This is a genomic window from candidate division KSB1 bacterium (genome assembly GCA_016214895.1).
Classification (GTDB): Bacteria; Electryoneota; RPQS01; order RPQS01; family RPQS01; genus JACRMR01.
This window is the reverse complement of the sequence record JACRMR010000020.1, coordinates 18,928-40,192: the sequence shown is the minus strand read 5'-3', so window position 1 is coordinate 40,192 and position 21,265 is coordinate 18,928. Positions and strand designations below refer to the sequence as shown.

13 protein-coding genes are annotated in these 21,265 nt (G+C 61.1%); 8 read left to right on the top strand and 5 right to left on the bottom strand.

Translation table 11 applies throughout. From position 1 onward, the window contains the following. Nucleotides 1–148 precede the first annotated feature (148 nt). The 3 genes from HZB60_10010 to HZB60_10000 all read left to right on the top strand — a co-directional run bounded on the left by HZB60_10010 (nucleotide 149) and on the right by HZB60_10000 (nucleotide 3,346). Nucleotides 149–928, top strand: a complete 780-nt coding sequence (locus HZB60_10010) for a PAS domain-containing protein (protein MBI5060098.1) — start codon at nucleotides 149–151, stop codon at nucleotides 926–928. Nucleotides 929–951: 23 nt separating this feature from the next. Next, the gene (locus tag HZB60_10005) at nucleotides 952–2,130 is read left to right on the top strand and encodes an HD domain-containing protein (GenBank protein MBI5060097.1); all 1,179 of its coding nucleotides are present in this window, start codon (nucleotides 952–954) and stop codon (nucleotides 2,128–2,130) included. Nucleotides 2,131–2,248: 118 nt separating this feature from the next. Then, nucleotides 2,249–3,346 carry a dienelactone hydrolase family protein gene (locus HZB60_10000; protein MBI5060096.1) on the top strand — a complete coding sequence of 366 codons (1,098 nt, stop codon included), beginning with the start codon at nucleotides 2,249–2,251 and terminating at the stop codon, nucleotides 3,344–3,346. A 115-nt stretch (nucleotides 3,347–3,461) separates the two neighbouring features. On the opposite strand, the gene HZB60_09995 is transcribed toward HZB60_10000, so the two are convergent. The 5 genes from HZB60_09995 to HZB60_09975 all read right to left on the bottom strand — a co-directional run bounded on the left by HZB60_09995 (nucleotide 3,462) and on the right by HZB60_09975 (nucleotide 9,951). Next, on the bottom strand, nucleotides 3,462–5,372 hold the full coding sequence (locus HZB60_09995; GenBank protein ID MBI5060095.1) for a S9 family peptidase: 1,911 nt from the start codon (nucleotides 5,370–5,372) through the stop codon (nucleotides 3,462–3,464). A 70-nt stretch (nucleotides 5,373–5,442) separates the two neighbouring features. Continuing rightward, nucleotides 5,443–6,699, bottom strand: coding sequence for an ABC transporter permease (locus tag HZB60_09990; GenBank protein ID MBI5060094.1), 1,257 nt, complete (start codon nucleotides 6,697–6,699; stop codon nucleotides 5,443–5,445). Between the two features lie 3 nt (nucleotides 6,700–6,702). Then, entirely contained in the window at nucleotides 6,703–7,929 is a 1,227-nt protein-coding gene (locus HZB60_09985; GenBank protein ID MBI5060093.1) for an ABC transporter permease, read from the bottom strand. Nucleotides 7,930–7,935: 6 nt separating this feature from the next. Beyond that, the gene (locus HZB60_09980) at nucleotides 7,936–8,616 is read right to left on the bottom strand and encodes an ABC transporter ATP-binding protein (protein ID MBI5060092.1); all 681 of its coding nucleotides are present in this window, start codon (nucleotides 8,614–8,616) and stop codon (nucleotides 7,936–7,938) included. 57 nt (nucleotides 8,617–8,673) lie between these two features. Further along, complete coding sequence (locus tag HZB60_09975) at nucleotides 8,674–9,951, bottom strand: efflux RND transporter periplasmic adaptor subunit (GenBank protein ID MBI5060091.1); 1,278 nt, start codon at nucleotides 9,949–9,951, stop codon at nucleotides 8,674–8,676. A 296-nt stretch (nucleotides 9,952–10,247) separates the two neighbouring features. Here HZB60_09975 and HZB60_09970 point away from each other — a divergent pair, with 296 nt between their 5' ends. The 5 genes from HZB60_09970 to HZB60_09950 are packed head-to-tail and all read left to right on the top strand — an operon-like array spanning nucleotide 10,248 to nucleotide 21,262. Further along, a complete protein-coding gene (locus HZB60_09970; protein MBI5060090.1) occupies nucleotides 10,248–12,806 on the top strand; it encodes a hypothetical protein in 2,559 nt (852 codons plus the stop codon). Continuing rightward, entirely contained in the window at nucleotides 12,803–14,374 is a 1,572-nt protein-coding gene (locus tag HZB60_09965; protein ID MBI5060089.1) for a hypothetical protein, read from the top strand. The genes HZB60_09970 and HZB60_09965 overlap by 4 nt, the downstream gene beginning before the upstream one ends. A 53-nt stretch (nucleotides 14,375–14,427) precedes the next feature. Continuing rightward, nucleotides 14,428–16,284 carry a BamA/TamA family outer membrane protein gene (locus HZB60_09960; GenBank protein ID MBI5060088.1) on the top strand — a complete coding sequence of 619 codons (1,857 nt, stop codon included), beginning with the start codon at nucleotides 14,428–14,430 and terminating at the stop codon, nucleotides 16,282–16,284. Further along, nucleotides 16,284–19,967, top strand: coding sequence for a translocation/assembly module TamB domain-containing protein (locus HZB60_09955; GenBank protein ID MBI5060087.1), 3,684 nt, complete (start codon nucleotides 16,284–16,286; stop codon nucleotides 19,965–19,967). The genes HZB60_09960 and HZB60_09955 overlap by 1 nt, the downstream gene beginning before the upstream one ends. Further along, nucleotides 19,964–21,262, top strand: a complete 1,299-nt coding sequence (locus HZB60_09950; GenBank protein MBI5060086.1) for a BamA/TamA family outer membrane protein — start codon at nucleotides 19,964–19,966, stop codon at nucleotides 21,260–21,262. The genes HZB60_09955 and HZB60_09950 overlap by 4 nt, the downstream gene beginning before the upstream one ends. The last annotated feature ends 3 nt before the right edge of the window (nucleotides 21,263–21,265 follow it).

The following is a 21,265-nucleotide window of genomic DNA, read 5'->3' as shown; positions in this document are numbered from 1 at the left end:
CTGTGCGAGCCAGATTAGACAGTCCGCGGACGGAAGGCTTGCCGCGCTTAGAGAATTCGACGCCCCGCAGATTCCCGTCGAATTGGTCTCTGAATTGCGGATGCCCCCTTGACGAAATGTTCAACATTCACTTCGCCATGAGCGTATCTTGTTAACCGCAACCACCGCACAAGCCCTCCTCGAGGACAGCCGGCTCGCGATCATGCTGATCCGCCCGGATGGCGATGTCATCTACGAAAATCGGCAGGCCAATCAACTTTGGCGCGAGCGGTCGAATGCCGCCTCACTGCTGAACCGGCTGACCGTCGCCTCAAGGTGGTCGGAAATTATCGACAAGCTCGTCGGCGACGAGCCGGTCGCCGACGAGCCGGTATTACTCCAAACCGCGCACGACGAAGCCGAACTCAACTATTTGACCGCCTTGCCGCAGCGCAACTCCATCGGCGAACTCGATGCGGTGCTGTGTGTCTGGTCCGCGCGTCGCCACGGCCTCGCGGGCATCACCGAAGAGACGCCGGGCGAAACCCTGTCCGAGTACACCCGCGACCTCGAAGCCATCCTCGAGCATCGTACCTATCACCATATGCTGCGGGCCGAACAGGATGAGCACGCGCGGAATGTGCTCGACCACCTCGCCGTCGGAATCTTGATCGCCGGGACGGACGGCGCAATCCTGTACCGCAATCAAGCCATGACGGATGTCTTCGGCTTCCGCCCGGCAAACATGCTCGATCTCCATGTCAGGCACTGCCTCTCCGCCGAGGCCCTGTCCGCCTTTACGCGAGCCGTGGAAATGAAACTGCGCATGGCCCTCCGCGATCAAGACCCGGGAGGCAATCCCGCCTGGATCGAATGCCTGCCGCTGATGAGTGGAAATGACGTCGAACAGATGGTGTTGCAGTATAGCCGCGACACCGCCCATGAATAAGCCTTGAAGTGAACTTGTAGTCTATGCGAATTTGTCCTGTCAAGGATTTGCAGCCGGGAATGATGCTCGGCAAGTCGTTGTTCTCGGACGACGGGCAGCTGCTGCTGCGCGCCGGCTTCCCGCTGGAAGCGGAGATCATCCACCGCGTGCTGGGTACGGGGCGGACCGCGCTCTATATTGTGGAAGACGGGACCGAGGATATTCTGCCCGAGGAAACGATCTCCGAAGAGACGCGCAACCGCGCCAGCGCCGTCGTTTCCAATACCATGCTGCGGATCGCCGAGGCCGCCGCCCAACGACCGGTATCCCCCGAGCAACTCAAGACCGTGATCGAGAAGGCGCCGGAGTTCCGGAACGTCGTGGACGTGGAGCGCGTCTCGGGCGAGATCGCGTCGATCGTCGATGAGATCATGGACTCCTCCGCGCTGATTCTCAATCAAACCCTGATCAAGAGCAATACCGGCTACAATCAGGAACACGCGATTGACGTCACCATGCTGTCCGTGCTGATCGGCCGCCGGCTGCTGTACTCGCGACGCGACCTGCTCGAACTCGGAATCGCCGCGTTTCTGCACGACCTCGGCAAAATGGCCTTTCCCGAACTGCTGGCCAAGCGGCCGCACGAGTACAGCGAAGATGAACATTTCATGATGCGCGAGCACCCTGTGTTCGGGCACACCATGTTCGGAAATAGCACCGACCGCTTCTTCATGGCGCAGGCCGGGATCCTCTATCATCACGAACGGCAGGACGGACTGGGCTATCCGCTCGGTGTCCGGGGTAAGAATACGAAACCCTACGTCAACGGCGCGAAGCCCACGGAATCCATGTTCCCGCTCTCCGAAATCGTGGCCGTTGCCGATGCCTACGATAACCTGATCGCCGGTCGAAAGGGAGCACCGCAGTCTCCCGAGGCGGCCATCACGGAGATCGTGCGACAGTCGCGCAGTATCTACAACTCGGAAGTTGTGAAGCTACTGGTCGAGACCATCTCGATCTTCCCGACAGGTTCGATGGTGCGGATCGTCGAGGCGACCACCAAAGGTCTGGATGGCTGCGCCGCCGCCGTCATGAAGCCGAACTCGGCCAAGCCCCACCACCCGATCGTGGTACTGGTCCGCGACGCCAAAGGAAACCGGATCACTCCGCGGACCGTCGATCTGGCCGCCGAAACACATTCGCGACTGGAACTCGCGCATTAAGCAGATTGTGATGCGGTCGGCGAGGCGGGTCATGCCCGCCTTTTCGCGTTCCAGCGCCTTTCCGATTCGCAATAAATTTCGTATATTCTCGCCAACATGCCATTTGAAGGAGGCCAATATGAAACTGCTCATTTGCCTCGCGCTGTGCGTCAATATGGCGTATGCTCAGCCGACGACGCACACGCTCGCCACGTACTTCAACGTCGCCGCGACGCCGCTGCAAGCCTACCGCGCGCTGACCACGGACTGGCAGTTGGTCGAATGGCTCGACGCCGCCGACGCTGTGTTCACCGCCACCGCGGGCGGGCCGTGGCGGATTACCTTTGCCAATGGCGGGTTGGATGAAGGACTGGTCAGCGGGGCGTGGCCGGGAGACTCGCTGAAGTATAACATCATTGCCGCGGACACCCATAACGTGACGTTTCATTTCGATTGGCAGGGGAGCGGGACCCGCGTGCAGTTACAAGACGTCGTGGTCTCCGCCGGGTCCGCCGATACCTCCGATGCGCGCACCCAATTGGCTGACTGGTGGCAGCCGCGACTCGACAAGCTGGCCGGCTACTTGAACGCGACACCGGGCGCGTACGTCGCTCGCCCCGCCACGGCGGAGGCCGCGCCTGCCGTGATCGTGCTGCATGATCGGTTCGGCCTGAATTCCACCATCCGGGCCTTCTGCGATTCCGTCGCGCTGAGTGGCTATGTCGCCGTTGCCGTTGATATGTTCAAAGGCGAGGTCACATCCGACCCGAAGCAAGCCGAACGCTTCACGACGCTCGTCGTGGATAGTGAGGCCGTCGCTTCCGCATTGCAGGTCTATCAATACCTCGCGCAGAATCCGGATATCCAAACATCGCGAATCGCGGTCTGGGGCATTGGCTACGGCGGCTCCATGGCGATCAGCGCCGGTGCCGCGCAGCCCAAGTTGCGTGGATGTGCCTGCTGGTATCCCGGCGAGTGGCCGGGACCGGATGCACTGAAACGCGTTTCATGCCCGGTCCAGGCTGTATTCGGTGAGCGCGATCTCACACGCCCCGGTCCCACGGTCACCGCGTTCAGTCAGGCGATGTCCCAGGCCGGTGTGCGCGTTGATATCGTGTTGTTGAGCACCGCCGCTGCCTTCGCGGATCCAAACTACGCCGCCGATTACGACGCGGCAATCACCTACGAAGCACTCCAGCGGACGTTGGTCTATCTCGACAAGCGCCTGAAACTGTAGAGATCAGCTCGCAGCGGAGTTTGCCGTTAACCACTTTCCGAGAAACACAAACCCCGGCGCTCGTCAGCGTCGGGGTTTCATCATGGTCACAGTGTGCGGAGAAACACCGCGACCACTAATCGATCCGGTCCGTCCCGTTCATGCCGAGGTGATGCCGCATGAACTCATACATCGCGGCATAAGCCTTGAGCTTGTTTTCCCGCTTGCGAAGTCCATGACCTTCATCCTCAAAGATCAGATACTCGACTTCTTTTCCGTTCTTGCGCGCGGCGTCCACGATCTGATCCGATTCCGCCACCTTCACGCGCGGATCGTTCCGGCCCTGCACGATGAACAACGGCCGCTGAATCCGGTCGGCAAAGAAGACCGGCGATTGCTTGTACATCCGCGCGCTGTCGGCGGCAAGCTCCGGATTACCGATCTCTTTGTAAAAATATGCGCGATAGGGCTCCCAATAGGGGGGAATCGAACTGAGCAATGTGAACAGATTCGACGGACCCACCCAATCCAAACCGAGCGTAAATTCCTCGGGTGTAAACGCCAAGGCAGCCAACACCATGTATCCGCCATACGAGCCGCCCCAGATCACCGTGCGGGACGTGTCCGCCTCGGGCACGCCGGCAAGATACTTCTTCAGGTACACCACATCTTGCAGCGGATCCTCGCCCCACTTCTGGTCGTCGGCGAGGTAGTACGACTTCCCATATCCGGTTGACCCGCGCACATTCGGCGACGCCACGATGAAACCTCGACTCAGCAGGAATTGCGTCCACGGCTTGTACGCCGGAGTCTCCTGGGCCATCGGCCCGCCATGCACGTCGATCACGACCGGAGCCTTGCCGCCTTTCGGCAAGTGCTTCGGAATATACAACCACGCCGGAATCTGCTTGCCGTCAAACGACGGATATGAAACCAAGCGGGAGGTCACCATCATTTCCTCACGCAACTCGCTCGTATCGAAGAGGTCCGTTAGCTTGGTCAACTTGTTCTCATGCAGGTCGAACACATACTGATCGCCGGGGATGTTGTCGGCGTTGACGTAGATCCGCAAGTAGCGTTCGCTGCGGCTGAAACCCACCGGAATAATTTCCGCCGCAGGCAACGGCGGCAGCGCCACCGGCTTGCCGGACTTGTGATCCACAATCGTCACCCGCGAGATTCCGCCCTCGTTGACGGCGGTGATGAGATATGTGTTCTTGTAGCTGAACGAGGCGCTGACCACATCCCATTCCGGCTGCAATACCGTCGCCCATTGCTGCGTGGCCGGATCGTATGTTTTCAGGTGCGTAAATTCGGAACCCCGGTCGCTCAAGACATAGTATAGCTTGCCGTCGGGCGAGAAGTCGGCGAACCCGTAATTCGCTTCACCGTCTGCCTGCGTTGTGAACGCCTTCGTCTCCTTGGTCGTGACATCGTACGTGTACAAATTCGACGATGTCACGTTCAGAAACTCGTTCAGAATGAGCACCCGGTCGTCCGGCGAGATCGCGTCAACGCTGAAGGTCGTGTTGTTCTCAAAAACAACCTCCGTTTGCATGGTGCGAACGTCGAGCCGATAGGTATCCATGAACCGGTCGTCGCGCCGGTTTGAGTTGAAGTAGAGGTAGTAGCCGTTGTGTGACCAGCCGATCAGTGTGGCCCGCTTCCCGGCCCACGGTGTCAAGTCCTCGAAGGTCTGGCCCGCGGGAGTCGTTCGATAAAGATGGTAATTCTCATCCCCGCCCTGGTCCATGCCGAAGATGATCAGCGAGCGATCCGTGGGGCACCACGTGATCGAAGTGATCGCATCATCCGTTTCGAGCAATCGCTGCCAGTCGCCGCCCTGCACCGGCATCCGATATGCCTGGTGCTTGCCGCTCTTATCGGAGATGAACGCAAACTCGGACTCATCCGGAGAAAAAGCAAGGCTGCCCACTCGGTAGGTCTTGAAAAACTCCTCAAGCGGCAAGTCCGCCGCGCTCTTGGCCGTCGAAATCATGGTCATGCTGAACAGAATTAGAGAAAGCAATAACGCAACACGCATCATCCGTTTACCTCACAATGCTCACGACCGCAAGCGGTCACTCCTCAGGATCACCTGAACGAACGGCCGCCGATTACTCGTAACGCAGGGCCTCGATCGGATCGAGGCGCGCCGCCTTGATCGCCGGCCACATGCCGAACCCGATACCGATCACGCTGCAAAATATAACCGCCAGCGAGACCGCCCAAATCGGTATCGGGGCCGGAAAATGCAGCTGATTATTGATCACCGCCGCCACAATGTAACCCAACATAATCCCCACCAGTCCGCCGACTTGCGACAGCATGAACGCCTCGATCAGGAACTGCCGCAAGATCGATGAACGGGTCCCGCCCAATGCCTTGCGCAAACCGATCTCGCGCGTGCGTTCGGTCACGGAAACCAACATGATGTTCATGATGCCGATCCCCGCCACCAACAACGAAATCGCGCAAATCCCGAACGCCGCGATCCCGACGACCGCGGTCATCTGATTAAATTGGTTCTGCACCATGTCGGGCGTCCACATCGCAAAATTGTTCTTTTGACCGGGCTTCAGGCCGCGCACCGAGCGCATTGCTTCGATGACTTCCTGCTGTGCCTGATCGAAGACCCCGCCGCTCCATGCTTGAACCGTTAGATTAACCGAACGGTCGCCGAACACGCGAAACCATGCGCTGATCGGGATCCAATTGTCGTTGTCCTTGCTCTCCCCCAGCAACGAACCGCGCTCTTCAAAGACGCCGATCACCTCAAACTTGTGCCCGGCCACGCGGACGAAGTTGCCAAGCGGACTCAAACGGTCGAACAGCTTCTTGTACGCGGCCCAGCCCAGCACGATCACGTCCCGGTCCGCGGCGATGTCCTGCTGCGTGATCGGACGACCCAGCGCCAGATTGTAGCCGTTGTTGAACGCAAACTCCGCCGACCCGCCCGCGATCTGCTGGCTCGGATTCGATTCCAACGAGCCGCGCCGCAGCGTGTAACCGAATTCCCAGGCTTCCACGCCCACCGCCCGCACGGAGGGACAACGTTCGCGGATCACGTCGGCATACTCGGGTTCAATTTCCGGTCGCCGCTGACGCTGGCGCGGACCCATGTGAATGCCACCGCCGTTATCGTCGTAGCGCTGCACCTGAAACACGTTCACCGCCAGCGAATTCTGCATTGAGGTCGTGATCGAGTGCTTGATTCCCCCCAGCACGGTCATCGTCGAGATGATCGTCATCACGCCGATCATCACGCCCAGCAGCGTGAGCGCCGCGCGCAGCTTGTGCGCCCACATCGCGCCCAGCGCCATCCGCAGCGATTCCCATACCGAATATTGAATGAGTCCGCGCAGCCACGTCATCGACTACTCCTGTCGCAAGGCTTCGATCGGCGACAACCGCGCAGCCTTCAGCGCGGGGTAAAGACCGAAGAACACACCGACCACCGCCGAAAAGATGATGCCCAGCAGCACCACCCACAATGGCATGGTCGTCTTGATGAAGCTGTCCATCGCATAACTGCCGCCGGCCGCAAGCAGAATTCCGCAGATCCCGCCCACCGAACAGATCACCGCGGCCTCGACCAGGAATTGCCAGGCTACCTGCCAGCGGCGGGCGCCAAGCGCCTTGCGCAACCCGATTTCGCTCGTGCGTTCAGTCACCGAAACCAGCATGATATTCATGATGCCGATGCCGCCCACGAGCAACGAGATGAACGCGATCAAGATGCCGCCGGTGTACACCCCGGCCGTGATCGCCTTGAAAAAGTCGAGAATCATCGTCTGTAAGTTCACCCCGAAGTCGTCCGGCTCGGTCGCCTCGAGGCCGCGCGCGCGGCGCATGATGCCTTTCAATTCCCACTTCAGGTCTTCGGTCTGGTTGCCGTCGTAGGCCTTCACGATAATGTCCATGTCGTCACGCCGGCCGTAGGTCTTTTGCCACGCCCCGATCGGGATCAACACGAAGTTGTCCATGTCCTGACCGAAAAAGCGCCCCATCTTCTCGTTGACGCCGATGACCTGAAACTTCTTCCCGCCCACATCCAACTTCTGACCAACCGGCGGAACCTGATCGAAAAGCTTGTCGGCAACCCCGTAGCCGATCACGCACACCTGGCGATTGCGCGCACAATCCTGTTCGTTGATGAAACGACCCAACTCAATCTTCACCGAGTTCGTTACCAGATAGTCTTCATCCACACCGAACACCGGCAGCCGCGAGATCGTGCCCCCCCGAAACTTGACCGCACGCATGGCCTGCGCAAACGGCGTCACGGCCTCGGCCAGTTGAGACTCCTGCTCGATGTAAGCCGCGTATTCGACCTTCATCTCACGCCGCTTCATCATCGACCGCCAGTCACCCTCGCCGAAAATCCACGTCCACTTCGAGACATAGATCGTATTCGAGCCGAGAAACTCGAACTGATTGGCGATGGACCGATTCAGACCAAGAATCGTGACCACCATCAAGATGACCGTGGCCACCCCGATCACAATCCCCAGCGTCGTGAGTACCGCCCGCAGCTTGTTGCGGGCCAGCGCCTTCAGCGCGATCCCCACGCCCTCGAATACATCGATGAAGAACCGTATCATGATCGGTCAGCGTGAAACCAAGTGGTCCGTTTCAATCAGGCCGTCACGCAACCGCACGACCCGCCGCGCATGTCGGGCGATATCTTCCTCGTGAGTGACCAGCACAATCGTGTTGCCCTCGGCGTAAATCTTGTCAAAAATGCCCATGATCTCTTCACCCGTCCGCGAATCAAGATTGCCGGTCGGTTCGTCCGCCAGAATGATCGACGGGCGCGTGACGAGCGCGCGCGCGATGGCCACGCGCTGCCGCTGCCCGCCCGACAGCTCGTTGGGCTTGTGATGCGTGCGGTCTTCCAGCCCAACCTCCACCAGCGCATCCAGCGCGCGCTTGCGGCGTTCGGCGGCCGGGAGTCCCGCATAAACCAGCGGAAGCTCTACATTGTGCAAAGCCGAGGTCCGCGGCAAGAGGTTGAACGTCTGAAACACAAAGCCAATCCGCCGATTCCGAATCTCCGCCAGTTCGGAATCCCCCAACCGCGCGACGTTGTCGCCCGCGAGAATGTAGTCCCCCGACGTCGGAGTGTCGAGACAGCCGATGAGGTTCATCAGCGTCGATTTTCCCGAACCGGACGGTCCCATGATCGCCACGTATTCGTTCGAACCGATACGCAAGTCCACCCCGCGCAGTGCGCGCACCTCTTCCGTCCCGACGATGTACGTCTTGACCAGGTTCTTGATGCCGATCAGGTTGCCCGCAGGCTGGCCGTTATCACTCATGTGCTGCTCCGCCATGGCTCCGCTGTTTCACTTGCCGCCCTTCGCGCCCTTGCCCTTCTCGTCCTTCGCTTTCAACTTGATCTTGTCGCCGTGCTTCAAATCGCGAGCGAGCACGCTGTACGGACCGTTGACCACCGAGTCACCCTCGGACAAGCCGCCGAGAATCTCCATATAGCGGTCCGATGAGAGCCCCGTCTGCACCGGCCGCCATACCGCTGAATCCTTGGCGAAAATGAACACCCCCTCTTGCGGCTGCTCGCGCTTGAACAGCGAACTGTCCGCCGTCCCCGACTTTACTTCCGCGGCAACCTGACGGGCCGACTTCTTCTCCTTCTTCTCGGTCAGCTCAACCACCTTGCCCTCTTCCTTGTCGCGCAGGGCCACGCACTGCAAGGACACCGACAACACGTGATCCCGCTTGTCCGTCGCAATATCCACCGTCGCCGACATCCCCGGTCGAATCCCGAGAATCGTATCGACGATCGCAATCTTCACGTCAAAGTTCTTGGCGACCTGCTCCGAACCCAGCTGGCCCGCTTGCGTCGCACTCTGCGAGATCTCGGTCACAATCCCGCGAAACGAGGTGTCGGGATACGCGTCGATCTCGACCAGCGCGGAATCGCCGAGCTTGACCCCCGTGATGTCATTCTCGTCAACCTGCGAGCGGACCTGCATCTTCGTCAAGTCCGCGATGACCATGATCACGTCCTCTTGGAACTGCGAACCCAACGTCAACTCGCCAATCTCCTTGTTCAGCCGCGAAATCGTCCCGCTCATCGGAGCGTCGATGCGCGTCTTATAAAGGCTTTCCCGGGCACTCTTCTCGCCCGCAACCGCTCGATCAAGCTCGCCCGCCGCCAGTTCCGATCCCGCCAGAGCGGCGTCCAGATCGGCCTGCGACGCCATGCCCTTGGTTACCAGCTCGCGAACCCGCTTCAAGTCCGCCTCGGCTTTGTCGCGAGAAGCCCGCGCGGATCGAAGCATGGACTGAGCCGACTCGCGATTCGCGGCATAGGTCTTGGGATCAAGTTCGACCAGGAACTGACCCTTCGTCACCATCTCGCCCTCTTTCACCGGCAATTCCGTGATCCGACCCGGAATCTCCGCCGAGATCTTGACCTGATCGACCGGCTCAACCTCGCCCTCGGCCGAAACCGTGGAGATCAGCCGCCGGTACTCGACTCCTTCGGTTGTCACCGCCGTCCGCGTGTCCTTCCGCTTGCTGGTCAAGGCTCCAACAGTCGCCCCCGCGATCACGAGGACTATGATGATGATGGTCCAGAGGCGCTTTTTCTTCGATTTCATAGGAGTTTCGTACAAAACAGTTATTTACTGTGTCTAACACGACCAAACATTGATTGGCATTTCGCCGATTTGACGCCCGTCGAGCCTCGTGGTTCATTGTTTACGAGAGGCTTACCAGCCGGAAAGTTGCAAGACCGCGACGTCAGCCAACCTGCGAATCCCGTACCCGTGCCACCAGACGGTCGAGCGACCGTGCTCCGCCCCGCGTTTCCTTTCGGAAACCTCGCTTGGTACTTACCTTGCGCTTCTTTGGCCGGAATAGGACCGTAATTCTCAACCACACTCAGACTTACACGATGACACCGAAGCCAGGATCCCATCTCGAACTCGTCGAACCGCTCCAGAACTTCCTCGAGAATCTCAGCCAAGAGCTTACGGAACAAAAGTTTATTCCGGCCTTCCGTGATGAACTCGCCCGCCTGATCGGCGCCATTGACAATTTACAGCGTTCTGAGGAAACTCTGCAACAGATTGCTCGCGGAGTTGACCGGTTGCGCGAAGTGTTCGGTCCTGCCGGGACAAGATTGCTGGAGGGGGTAAAAGAGCTCGAGATGGCCATGAAGGCCAACGCCGCCGACATTCAGGAACGCGCCGGCGGTGTCGTCGCCGACCTGCTTTCCACCCATTCCCAGCTCGAACAGGCACTTCGCGGCGAAACCGAACTCATGCAGGAGCAGAACGCGGCCAGCCGCGACGCGATCGGACGCGTGACCTCCGAAATGGAGGCCAGGCTCCAGGCACTCTCCGGTCAGATGGACTCGCTCTTCAGGAAGCTCGAGTCCGAATCGGAGCAGCTGGCCGTGACAGCGCCGAGATCCCCCGAACCGGTCATCCGCGAGATCATCCAGCAACAGGTACCGGCCGGGCCGGTCAGTCTGGAAATGTCGGAGGATGTGCGAAACGCACTGACCCGGACCGAGACCACGGTCGTCGAGGAGCTGAGACGCTATCGCAAAGAAATCGGTGAACGCCTCTCGCGAGATTCCGAAGACCGCGGCGAGCTGCTGGACAAACTCGATCGCACGATCAACGCCGTGATGGGCGACGTCGGTACCAAGGTGCGCGGAGACCTGGACCAGGTCGTCTCCCGGCTGCGCGATCAAATTCAGGTTCTGGTGACCGCGCAGGTGGAGGCGCGCGGCTCGATTGCCGCGGCGCAGTCGTCCTCCCACGAGGGAACTCCGGTTCCGCAAATCTCGCCCGAGCTCGTCACCGCAAGCATGAGTGCCTCCGAAAACCGCATCGTCAATCAGATCGACGCCCTGCGCGATTCGCAAGGTCAGGAATTGTCCGGTGTGCAACGGGCCATGTCCGAACTCGAACGGAATCTTACCGAAGTCATGCGCAAGCACAGCGAACGCATGAACTCCGATAGTGTCCAGATTTACGAGTCCATCGCCCAGCTCGACAGCATCCTCCGCGAATTGCGGGACAGTGATCGCGCCAACCGCGAACGCATGGCCGGAAATCAGGCGGCGCTCGAAGCGCTGACCGCCGAACAGCGCGAGCAGGGACGGCTGCTCAGTGACGCCCAGCTTCAATCGCTGCGCCTGCTCGAAACCGAAAATCGGCAACTGACCGAAAAGATCGACGACGACCGGCAACAGTTCGCTCAGCTCGGTGCCGCACTGGCCCGCGCCGAACAGGCCGCCACATCCGCCACCGAACTGGCGCTCTCCGACGGCCGCGCGCAACGGGAAAAGATCGAAAACGGTCTGCGCGACGTGCGCGAACGCATTGAACGATCGCTCAGCGCCGACTTCGAAAAAACGCAGCAGACGCTGCATCAGATCTCCGAAGTCTGGCTGGAAACGCTGGAATCCCTCCGCGAGTTCATTCACAAAACCATGAATGAGCGGATGGAGGAGGTGCTCACGCGCACCGCGGGGATCGAATCGCGAATCGGCGACGTGGACAAAGATCGCGGACAGTTTCAACGCGATCTGCAATCCCTGATCGGGCATAGCTCCAAACGCTTCGATGAGCAGCTCGAGGCCCTCCGCTCCTCGAGTGCATCCTTCACCGCCGCCATGGAGAGCCATGTCAAAGCGGTGTCATCCGATGTGGCCGCGCTCCGGGCAAAACAGGACTCCGCGCTGGCCGTGCTGCGCGAAGCCATCCGCGCGAACTACGATGACAATGCGGCGCGACTCAAAACCGTCATCGATGGCGCCACCGACGCGTTCATCAAGCAAATCGCCACCGTGCCGCAGGCGCTGGACCGCTATGCGCACCTTTACCAGTCGCTGCATCAGGGCGACCAGATCGCGCTGAACGCCATCTCCAGCGACACGCAGAATCTCTTGTCGCTCAGCAAGGAGAAGCTCGAACTGCTGCTCGCCGATAACGCGGCGACCAAGAAATATTATCCGATTCTCGACAAGCGCATGGAAAAGCACGCCACCGATATTGAGGCCGTGCGCACATCCATCAAACACATCGACGGCGGATTCGAGGAAATGCGGCAATCGTTCGCGCACGTCAGAACCGAGACCGAGACCCGGACGGAAACGCTCTGTGAACGGATCGAGGCCTTCGACGCCGCCACCGCCGCCAAATTCGATGCCGGGCGGGAGGCCGCTAACCGCGTGGCGACTGAACTGAAAGCGTTGCAGGCCGAAGAACTTCCCGCCTTCCGCAGAGAACTCGCCAGCCTGCTGGCCTCCAAGTTTGAGTTCATGGAGAACACGTTGAACGAACGCGGCCAGACCCTGCGCAATGAAATGAACCAGAGTCTGGCCGAACAAAAGCTGGAAAATCACAAGGTCTTCACCATGCTCGCGCTGCTCGCGGCGCTGGGCATTGCCGTTCAATTTGCCCTGCGCTGGTTGCCCTTGACGGGAGCCGGTAAGTGATCGAAATGCGCTCGTTTGAACGGACCGCTCCGGCGGCCGCCAGATTACTCGAACAGATTGTTCACGCGGCGGAAAAGCAGTCCAAACGGGGCAGCATCCCGTCGCTGCTCGAGCTGCAAACCATCTGTCGCAAGACCGGCTGCGCGCTGCCCGATCTCGATGCGCTCGTGCGGGCACGTGACCAACGGCCGGGCCTGATGTTTTGCGGCGGCAGCCCGGACTGGGTCCGACAATCCGCCGCGCAGTTCGGCCTGTTGATCGATGCCGTGCTCGTGCCCGAGTCCCCGCTCATCTGGAGTTGGGAGTGCGGCGGCGTCGAAGCCATCAGAATCCACTACGGCAAGACCGATCGCGAAGTGTCACGCAATACGCTCGCCTCGCTGCTGAGCGGCGATCTGGGCAGCGACGAAGTCATTCGCATCGAGCAGCGACTCTTCGGCGACGCGGCCTGGCGGCTGATCTGGATCCCGCATCCCGCCGCCCTCGTCCCGCTGTTCGAACGACCGGTCGTCGTGGAGACTTTTCTGCATCAGCGAGCCGCGCTTGCCGTGGAAGAACAGCTGCCAACTGAATTTCGCGCGCGACTCACGGCGCTCGGACAGAAGCTCTGGATCACCCCCGTGTCCGAACTGGAGTTTGAGGACAGCCGCCGCGCATTGTTCGATCAGGTGGCGTCGGTTCAAAACGATTCTGACGACGAGCAGGACGTGCGCGCCATCACCCAGTGGAAGTGGGTCGCGGAGCGCCTGATCGGTCAAATCGAAGAGCGGCGCCGCCAGTACCAGACCGCGCTCGACCGCTATGCCGCCCAACTGCGAGTCGCTCAGCAAACGCTGGAGCAGTATCGTCGAAACTGGATGAACGGCCTCCATAACGCCATTGATGAGCACGTGGTCGCTCGCGCAAGTGGCCCGGCGATGGTCGCCTTCTGGGATGCCCAAAAGAAGGGTCCGGACAGCGATTCTTATCTCGCCGCCGTCGGGCTGCCCGCCCTATTCGCCAAACTAAATGCTTTTCTCACCGATCGCATGGGCGAGTTCGTCAACGGCTTGGGCGGACTCGCCTCCCGCGTCGATCTACATCGAATCGGCTTCGCCGAGAACATCGCGCAGTGGAACCCGCGGCCGCTGGCGGCAAAGATTGGGTCGAGCTTTGACGAAAAGAGGGTCTTTCCCGATGGCGGAGGCAAGCGCTCCGGTCTGGTGGGGAGCTTGACCGGTAAAAACTCCGCCGTGGTGGACGAACGCAAGGGACAGGTCTCGCGAGCCGGCCGGACGCTCGCCCAGATCGTGGAAACCGACTTCGCCTCGTGGTCGGAGAGCTTCGTGCGAGCCATGACCGACGTCATCGCGCTCCAACTCACCGCCGCACTCGCCAACAAGAACCTGCCGGACCCGGACGGAATGAAAGCCGCCATCGCCGGCCTCGACCAATTGACCAGTGAAGTCCGTTCCGCGGGCGGTGTTCACGAAGCCGAGGCGTTGGCGGCCGAGTGGATCCAATTCCTTGCCGGCAGACACTGGTTCGCCCCCCACACTCCGCGACACCTGCGCCCCAGCGAGGCTTGACTTTCCCGTTGAAATTCAGCTAATTACAGCCCAGTTATGGGCTGTAATTGCTTATGCTGAGTCCGCCACGACTCTTCCCCTGTGTCCTGCTCGCGCTGCTCGGAGCTGTCAGTCTCGTTTTCGCCGGATTGAACCCCGACGATTACGACCGCTGGCAGGCTTTCAACGGCTGGCGTATTCGTGTCATCGAATTCCCCGGAATTCACAGCTTCTCACGGGCCGAGTTGCTGGACGTCATGGCCACCGAAAAGCCCACCTGGTTGCGGCGATACGTCCGGCTCGGCGGTCGCACGATCTTCTTCGCTGACGATTTCGCCGCCGATGTCGTGCGGGTCGAACGATTCTATGCCCGCGAAGGCTTCCTCCACATTGAAGTTGCCGGACGCGTGTTTCCCGACCCCGAGCGCGAGGAACTCCGCCTGCAAGTGGAGATTCGCGAAGGCGAGCCGACGATCGTCAGCAACTGGAACATCGTGATGGGCAGCGATTCCGGAGCGGGTGTGGATTCCGCGCGCTGGTCCGCCCTCATGCCGATCGGTATCGGCAAGCGGTTTTCAACCTCCGCCATCAAAACCTCGGCCGACACACTCGCGTACAAATTGCGCACGATCGGACACGCCCGCGCGCGTGTGGAAACGCGAACCGCCGTCGATAGCGTGGCCAATACCGGGCACGTCACGTTCACCCTCTTCCCCGGACACTTCTGCTACCTCGGCAGGACTACGGTCACCGGTCTTCGGCAAGTGCGCGAGGCCACGGCCCGCCGCGAACTCGCCTACGCCCCGTACTCACCCTACTCGCCGGCAAAGCTCGAACTCACGCGACGAAACCTCGTGCGCCTCGAAACGTTTCGCTACGTGACCGTTCGCCCCGATCTCTCCGCTCCCGGAGATACACTCCCCGTCATCGTCGCCACCGAAGAGGGCAATCGCTACCGGCTGCGCTACGGAGCCGGCTATCACTCCGTGCAACGGGCGCGCGGCGACGTCGAATTTACCGATCTGAACTTCTTCGGACATGGACGCCGCATGACGTTATCCGGCGTCTATGCGGAGTTCCAGCGCGAGGCAAAACTCAAGTTGTTCTATCCGCACGTCCCGTGGAATCGCACCGACCTCACGATCGTGCCGGCCTGGACACGCGAAAGCAGCCCGCTCGCGATCGTCGAAGACCGCACCGCCACGACGATCTTCTCGATGAATCTCTCCGAGAAGGCCCGCGTCTCCGTTTCCAACGAAGCCGGTCGTACGCTGACCGATCAGAAAGATGAATCTGGGACGGACCTCGGGACCATCCACTTCACCAAATCCATCGAGACCGTTTCGCTCGGCTGGGACACCCGTGATCATCCGCTCGTTCCCCGCAAAGGCCACTTCGTCGGGATCACCCTGAGTGAATCCGGCGCCGCCTATCGCGTGTTCTACCGCTACTGGAAATCCGTTATACAAACGAAGGTGCTGATACCCCAGGGTCGATTTACGGTCCTCGCCGGAAAGGCCGACGCCGGGGTGATGGGGCCGCTGCATGACTCCGCGGAAACACCGTCGTTTGAACGCTTCACCTTGGGCGGTCCCTCCACCGTCCGCGGCTGGAGGATGGATGGACTATCGCCACGAGCCGCAGGAAACGTGAAAACCATCCTGGGCGGAAATCTGATGCTGAGCCTGACCGCCGAGCTGCGCCGTAACGTCTGGGGACCCGTCAGTCTCGCGGGCTTCGTCGATGCCGGAAACGTCTGGAGTGAGCCGGATGGCGTGCAACCGAGCAATCTGTATCCGTCGGCGGGTATCGGCCTGCTCTTTGTCACCCTCGTCGGACCGCTGCGCGTCGATTACGGCTACCAACTTCGCCCGAATCCCTTCGGCGACCGTCCCTACGCAATTCATTTCTCGTTCGGAGCGCCGTTCTAATGAAGCGCGCGCTGCGCATCGGCCTGCTCTGGCTCCCCCTGACACTCCTGACCGTGGTCGTTGGCTTGGCCGCGGCTGCGTTGACTCGTGCCGTCCAGACCTATGCGGCTCACCGTGCGCTGGACATCGTCAACCGGCGAATTCACGGTCAGCTGCTGTTCACATCGGTACACGCGCGCTGGAACGGCGAGCTGGAGCTTGCCGGCGTGCGCCTGCTGGATGAACGGGGCGGGTTCATCGCCGGGTTCGATACGTTGCGTGCGCAAGTCGCACTGGCGGAACTGCCCGACCACGTTGCGCACATTCGATTGCTCACCGTCTCCGGGTTTCGCGCCGACATTGCTTTCGATAGCAGCCGCGCGGCGAATATTGCCGCCGCGCTCGCGCCGCGTGTGCCCCAAACGGTCCCGGCTGCCGCCACGTCGGACTGGAAGGTGGTGATCGACGAATTTGCGGTGCGCGCCGATTGCACGGCGATCGCATTTGACACCCTCTTCAGCTATCGCAGCGAGCGCTGGTTGCTGTCGGGCAGTCTCCGTTATGAGACTGCCGCGTTGGACTATAGTATTACATTCGACGATCCGGCCCAGCTCAGCATCGACGCCGGCGGCAAGATCGGCTTGCTGGACTCCCTGCCGTCATGCTCCGGCACCGTCGGGTTCCTGCTCGATTCCGCATTTGCGGCGTCGCTCGCGACACCGCTGATTCCGGTCGGTCTGTTGAATGGACACCTGCAATACGCAACGGCTGACGATTCGCTCCGGACCCGATTTGAAATCGCGAGTCCGCACGTCGGGCGATTGCACGGGGCGGTCGAGCTGCCCTTCCCCCCGCGCGGTGTCGCGCTGGCCGGCGAAATTAGTTTTGACCCGTTATTGCCTTCGAGCCTCTGGTCCGACACCACCGAACTTGCCGTGCGCGGAACCGTTGCCCTTCACAACGCCGGAACCGCTGATGCGCTCAACGGTTGGACGGTGTCAGCGAATCTCGATTCCATCACGTACGGACGCTATGACCTGACCGCGCTGAAGCTCCGGGCAACCACCGCCGACTCGATGCTTCGCGCCGAAATTCACGGCGGCGCCGCTCGCGGAACGTTCGCGGCTGAGATTACCGTATTCGGATTCGATCCGCGCACAAGTGATCTCGAATTCCGCGCAACGGTCGAGCAATTGCTGCTTCACCATCTGTTGCCGGACATTCCCGACTCGCTCTCACCGATGTCCGGTAAATTGATGTGCACGATGCAGAACTTCGGCTCCGACCGGCGCACGCTGGCCGTATCCGCTCAACTCGGCGTTTTGCAGTTCGGCACCTATCGGATTGACTCCTTGAGTGCGGTCGCGCACATGTCCGATGCCGTCAGCTTCTCGCTCGACACCGCGCGGGTCTGGGCCTATGGATTCCCGGTCGTGATGTCGGCTTACGGAGCGCTATCGGATTCCGCAACCTGGAAGCTCGACATTCCCGGAGCGCGGATTTCGGGACTTCGGCCGCTCGCAACGGCCTTCCCCATTCTGGACTCGCTGACCGGAACGCTTGAGGCTCATCTGCACGGAGTAGTTTCACTTCGGCCGCAAGATTCGTCGGCTGTCTGGCTGGCCGGAGACCTGCGCGCATCGGAGCTTTCGCTCGGCGCGGATTCCGTTCGCGAAATTGCAATTCGCCTTCAGGATTTCAATTTGAGCGAACGCTCGCTCCGCGCCGTGGCGCGCGCGCGCCGAATCGAGGCAAGGGGACAGCGGATCGACTCACTGTCGGTGCTCGCGGATGGTACGCTCGAGGATCTTGGGGTGACCCTGCGCGTCTGGGCGAGGGCCGACTCGATCGAGCTCACCAGCGACCTGCGCGTGCAAACCGAACCCGGGGAATTCCGGCTGATCCTTACGCACGCTGCTGCGCTCGCGTTCGGCGCCATCTGGAAAACGGAAGGAACCACCATCGTCACGTTCCGGGGTGCCACTGTGGAGCTGGATGCCCTGCGTGTGCAGTCGCCCTTCGGATCGCTCCTGGCCGCGGGCACGCTGGCGCGGCCCGGTGAGCAGGATTTCGCCGTCGAGCTGTCGGCCATCCGCCTCTCACGAATTGCGGAAATCACGAAGCGCAAACTGCCGGACGCGGTCCTGAATATTCGCGCTCAGTTCTCGGGACCCGATTCTAATCTCGCCGGCGACTTCTCCCTGACGCTCGACACCGTGGTGGTTCGCGGCACGCCCGTGCTCGATCGCGTGATAGTCAACGCTTCGACGTCGTCCACGGCGACCGACCTGGAATTGCTCATGATCCGCGAGGCGGACTCGTTGGCATTCGGCCATGCCACGCTGCCGGCGTTCCTGACCTTCGACGGCGGATTCCAACTGTTGGACAGCCTGCCGATGTTCGGCACCGTCACACTCACGCGACAGACGCTGGCTGCGTTGGATCCGATCCTGCCCTATGGAACCACGGTGACCGGCGAGCTCAGTGGTGACTTCCTCATTCTCGGTTCCCCGGCCATCCCGAGTTGGTCCGGTCAGTTGCGGTTGCAGAATGGCGGCTATCGTGACCAGCGATATGGCCTGAATTATGAAAACGCAAACGTCACCCTCGACGTTGACCGCGATACGCTGCGCGTCAGTCGCTTGGACGTGGAAGCGGACGGCCATGTCCGCGGCGACGGTTCCGCCGTGATGGCGTTTCCCGCCCCGGAAAGCCTCGCCTTGAATCTGAACTTCGACAACTTTCAGGCCGTGAATTCCCGGCAGATCCAGGCCCGGCTTGACGGCAATGTAATACTCCATGGACCGTTGGATTCGCTGACCGCGACCGGAGATCTGCGCTTCCGCGAAGCGCTCTATCGCATCACACAAGCGACCACCAAGCAGATTGAGGCCATTGACGTCGCAAGCGAGGTCGCGCGGCTGCGCGGCGATACCACCGCGCAAGCCAATTCCCTGGCGGATCGGATCTATCGACCAATGTCCCATGCCATTCACATCGATATCCCCGGCAACATGTGGCTGCGCGGCGGCGGCGTCAACGTCGAGTTGGCGGGCGAATTGTGGCTTTACAAGAACGCCTGGGAGGAGCCTTACATCAACGGCGACATTCTCGTTCGCAAGGGAACCGTGGAAGTCCTGGGCAAGGAGTTCCGCGTCCCCGAGGACTCCGGGCGCGTCAGTTTCAAAGGCGACATCACGAATCCCGAGCTGGCGATCCGCGCCTTCTACACGTCCATCCACGACGAGCAGCTTTCGGTCAGTCTCTCCGGCACGCTCCTGGAGACGAGATCGGAGCTGTCCGGGACCACCGCGGACGGCGACAGCATGACCGCGGCCGAAGTGATCTATGCCCTGATTCAGGCTTTCGTACCCTCAACCGACGGAGATGGCGGCGGACTCCAGGAGCAGATCGCCGCGGCGGGACTCAGTCAGCTCTCGTCCGTGGTCGGCAAAATGGCCGGATTGGACTTGCTGCAATACCGCGCTTCGGACCAAGGGAATCTCACGCAGGGATCGCTCGAAGTGGGTTCCTACGTGACGGACCGCCTGTTCGTCCGCGTCCTGCAACCGGTGGAGAGCATTCAGAGCGGGCAGGAGGTCACCGTCGAGTACAGGCTGCTCGATTGGCTGAAACTCAGCGCGTTGCAGTACGGCAAGGATGCCTCCGAAATCAAAGCCGTGTTTCAGGTGGAATGGCGATGAAATCTCCGCGGCGCGTTGGACTGCTGGTCCTACTGAGCCTCTTGGTTGCAGGGGTCGCTCACGGCGCGATAACGGTGCGCGAGCTGAAGATCGACGGCCTGCACCGAACCCGGGAATGGGTCGTGCTCCGCGAACTGGAGTTCGCAGTCGGCGATACCGTCGCGGAAGCGCAACTGGTGCAGGCGCGCAATCGCCTGAACAATCTGGTCATCTTCAACGATGTCTCGATCGCCGCGGACTCCGCGGGCCGCGTGCGCGTTTCGGTCACCGAGTCCTGGCCTTACATCCCGATTGTTTCCGTGGCGTTTACCGAGGGCCGGCCCGCCGACGTACGCGGAGTCCAGGACTTCTTCGAGCGTGCCGCCGTGATGCTCGGCGGTCTCGATCTCAACTTCCGCGGAGCGGCCAGCCGCATCTGGTTAATGACCGAGTTCGGAACCAACACCGGTGTCACCGGCGGCTATGCTACCCGCTGGCTCTCGCCGCGGCTGCCGATCGCTACGGAACTCTTCTTCCAAAGCCTCAAGATCTCGGATCGGCATAGCGCCGTGCTCGATTCGAGTCGCTCCCTGCGGGATAATCGAATCGGCGTGTCCGTCGCGACGCGCCAGGGCGCGCGCTCCCGCGTCGGCAGCGAGCTCCGCTACCAACACGTGATCCAGGACACTGACCTCCCGGCGGAGGGCAAAACCGATTACACCGTCTGGTGCTCGCCGTTCGCGGTGCTGGATCGACGCGATCTCGAATGGTATCCGGCGCGCGGAGCCTACGCGCGCGCGTTGACCAATCTCGTCGTCGGAACCGCCGACTTCGTGCGCACCAGTGCCGAGCTGCGCGGCTATTGGGCAGCCCCCGGAATGTGGCCCCTTCGCGATGAACATCGGCCGCCGGTCATCGCGTTACGCGCCACCGGTGGCACGGCCACGAACTCCACGCCCGCGTGGTCGCACTACTACTCCGGATTCAATCGCGGTTTTCGCGGCTATCGAACGAGCAAAGCTGAGGCCGCCAACTACCTCTCCGGTGAGGCCGAATTCCGCTTTCCGCTACTCCGCGAATCCACCTATTCCCTCCCCGCGTTCGGCAGCTACGGAAAGCGATTGCCGTGGGGCGTCAGCGGGTTGATTGCCGCGGAGGGATTCGAGTTACAACTGGACGGCACGCGCGTTGACGGCTTCGCCGCTGCCGTCGGCCTGCTGGTCCGGGCGCCGTACGTGCACGTGGTCGAAGCAAGCTGGGAGATCAATCGCGACGGCGAGACCTCCCTCAGTCTCGAAGCCGGGATCCGGTTCTAAGTT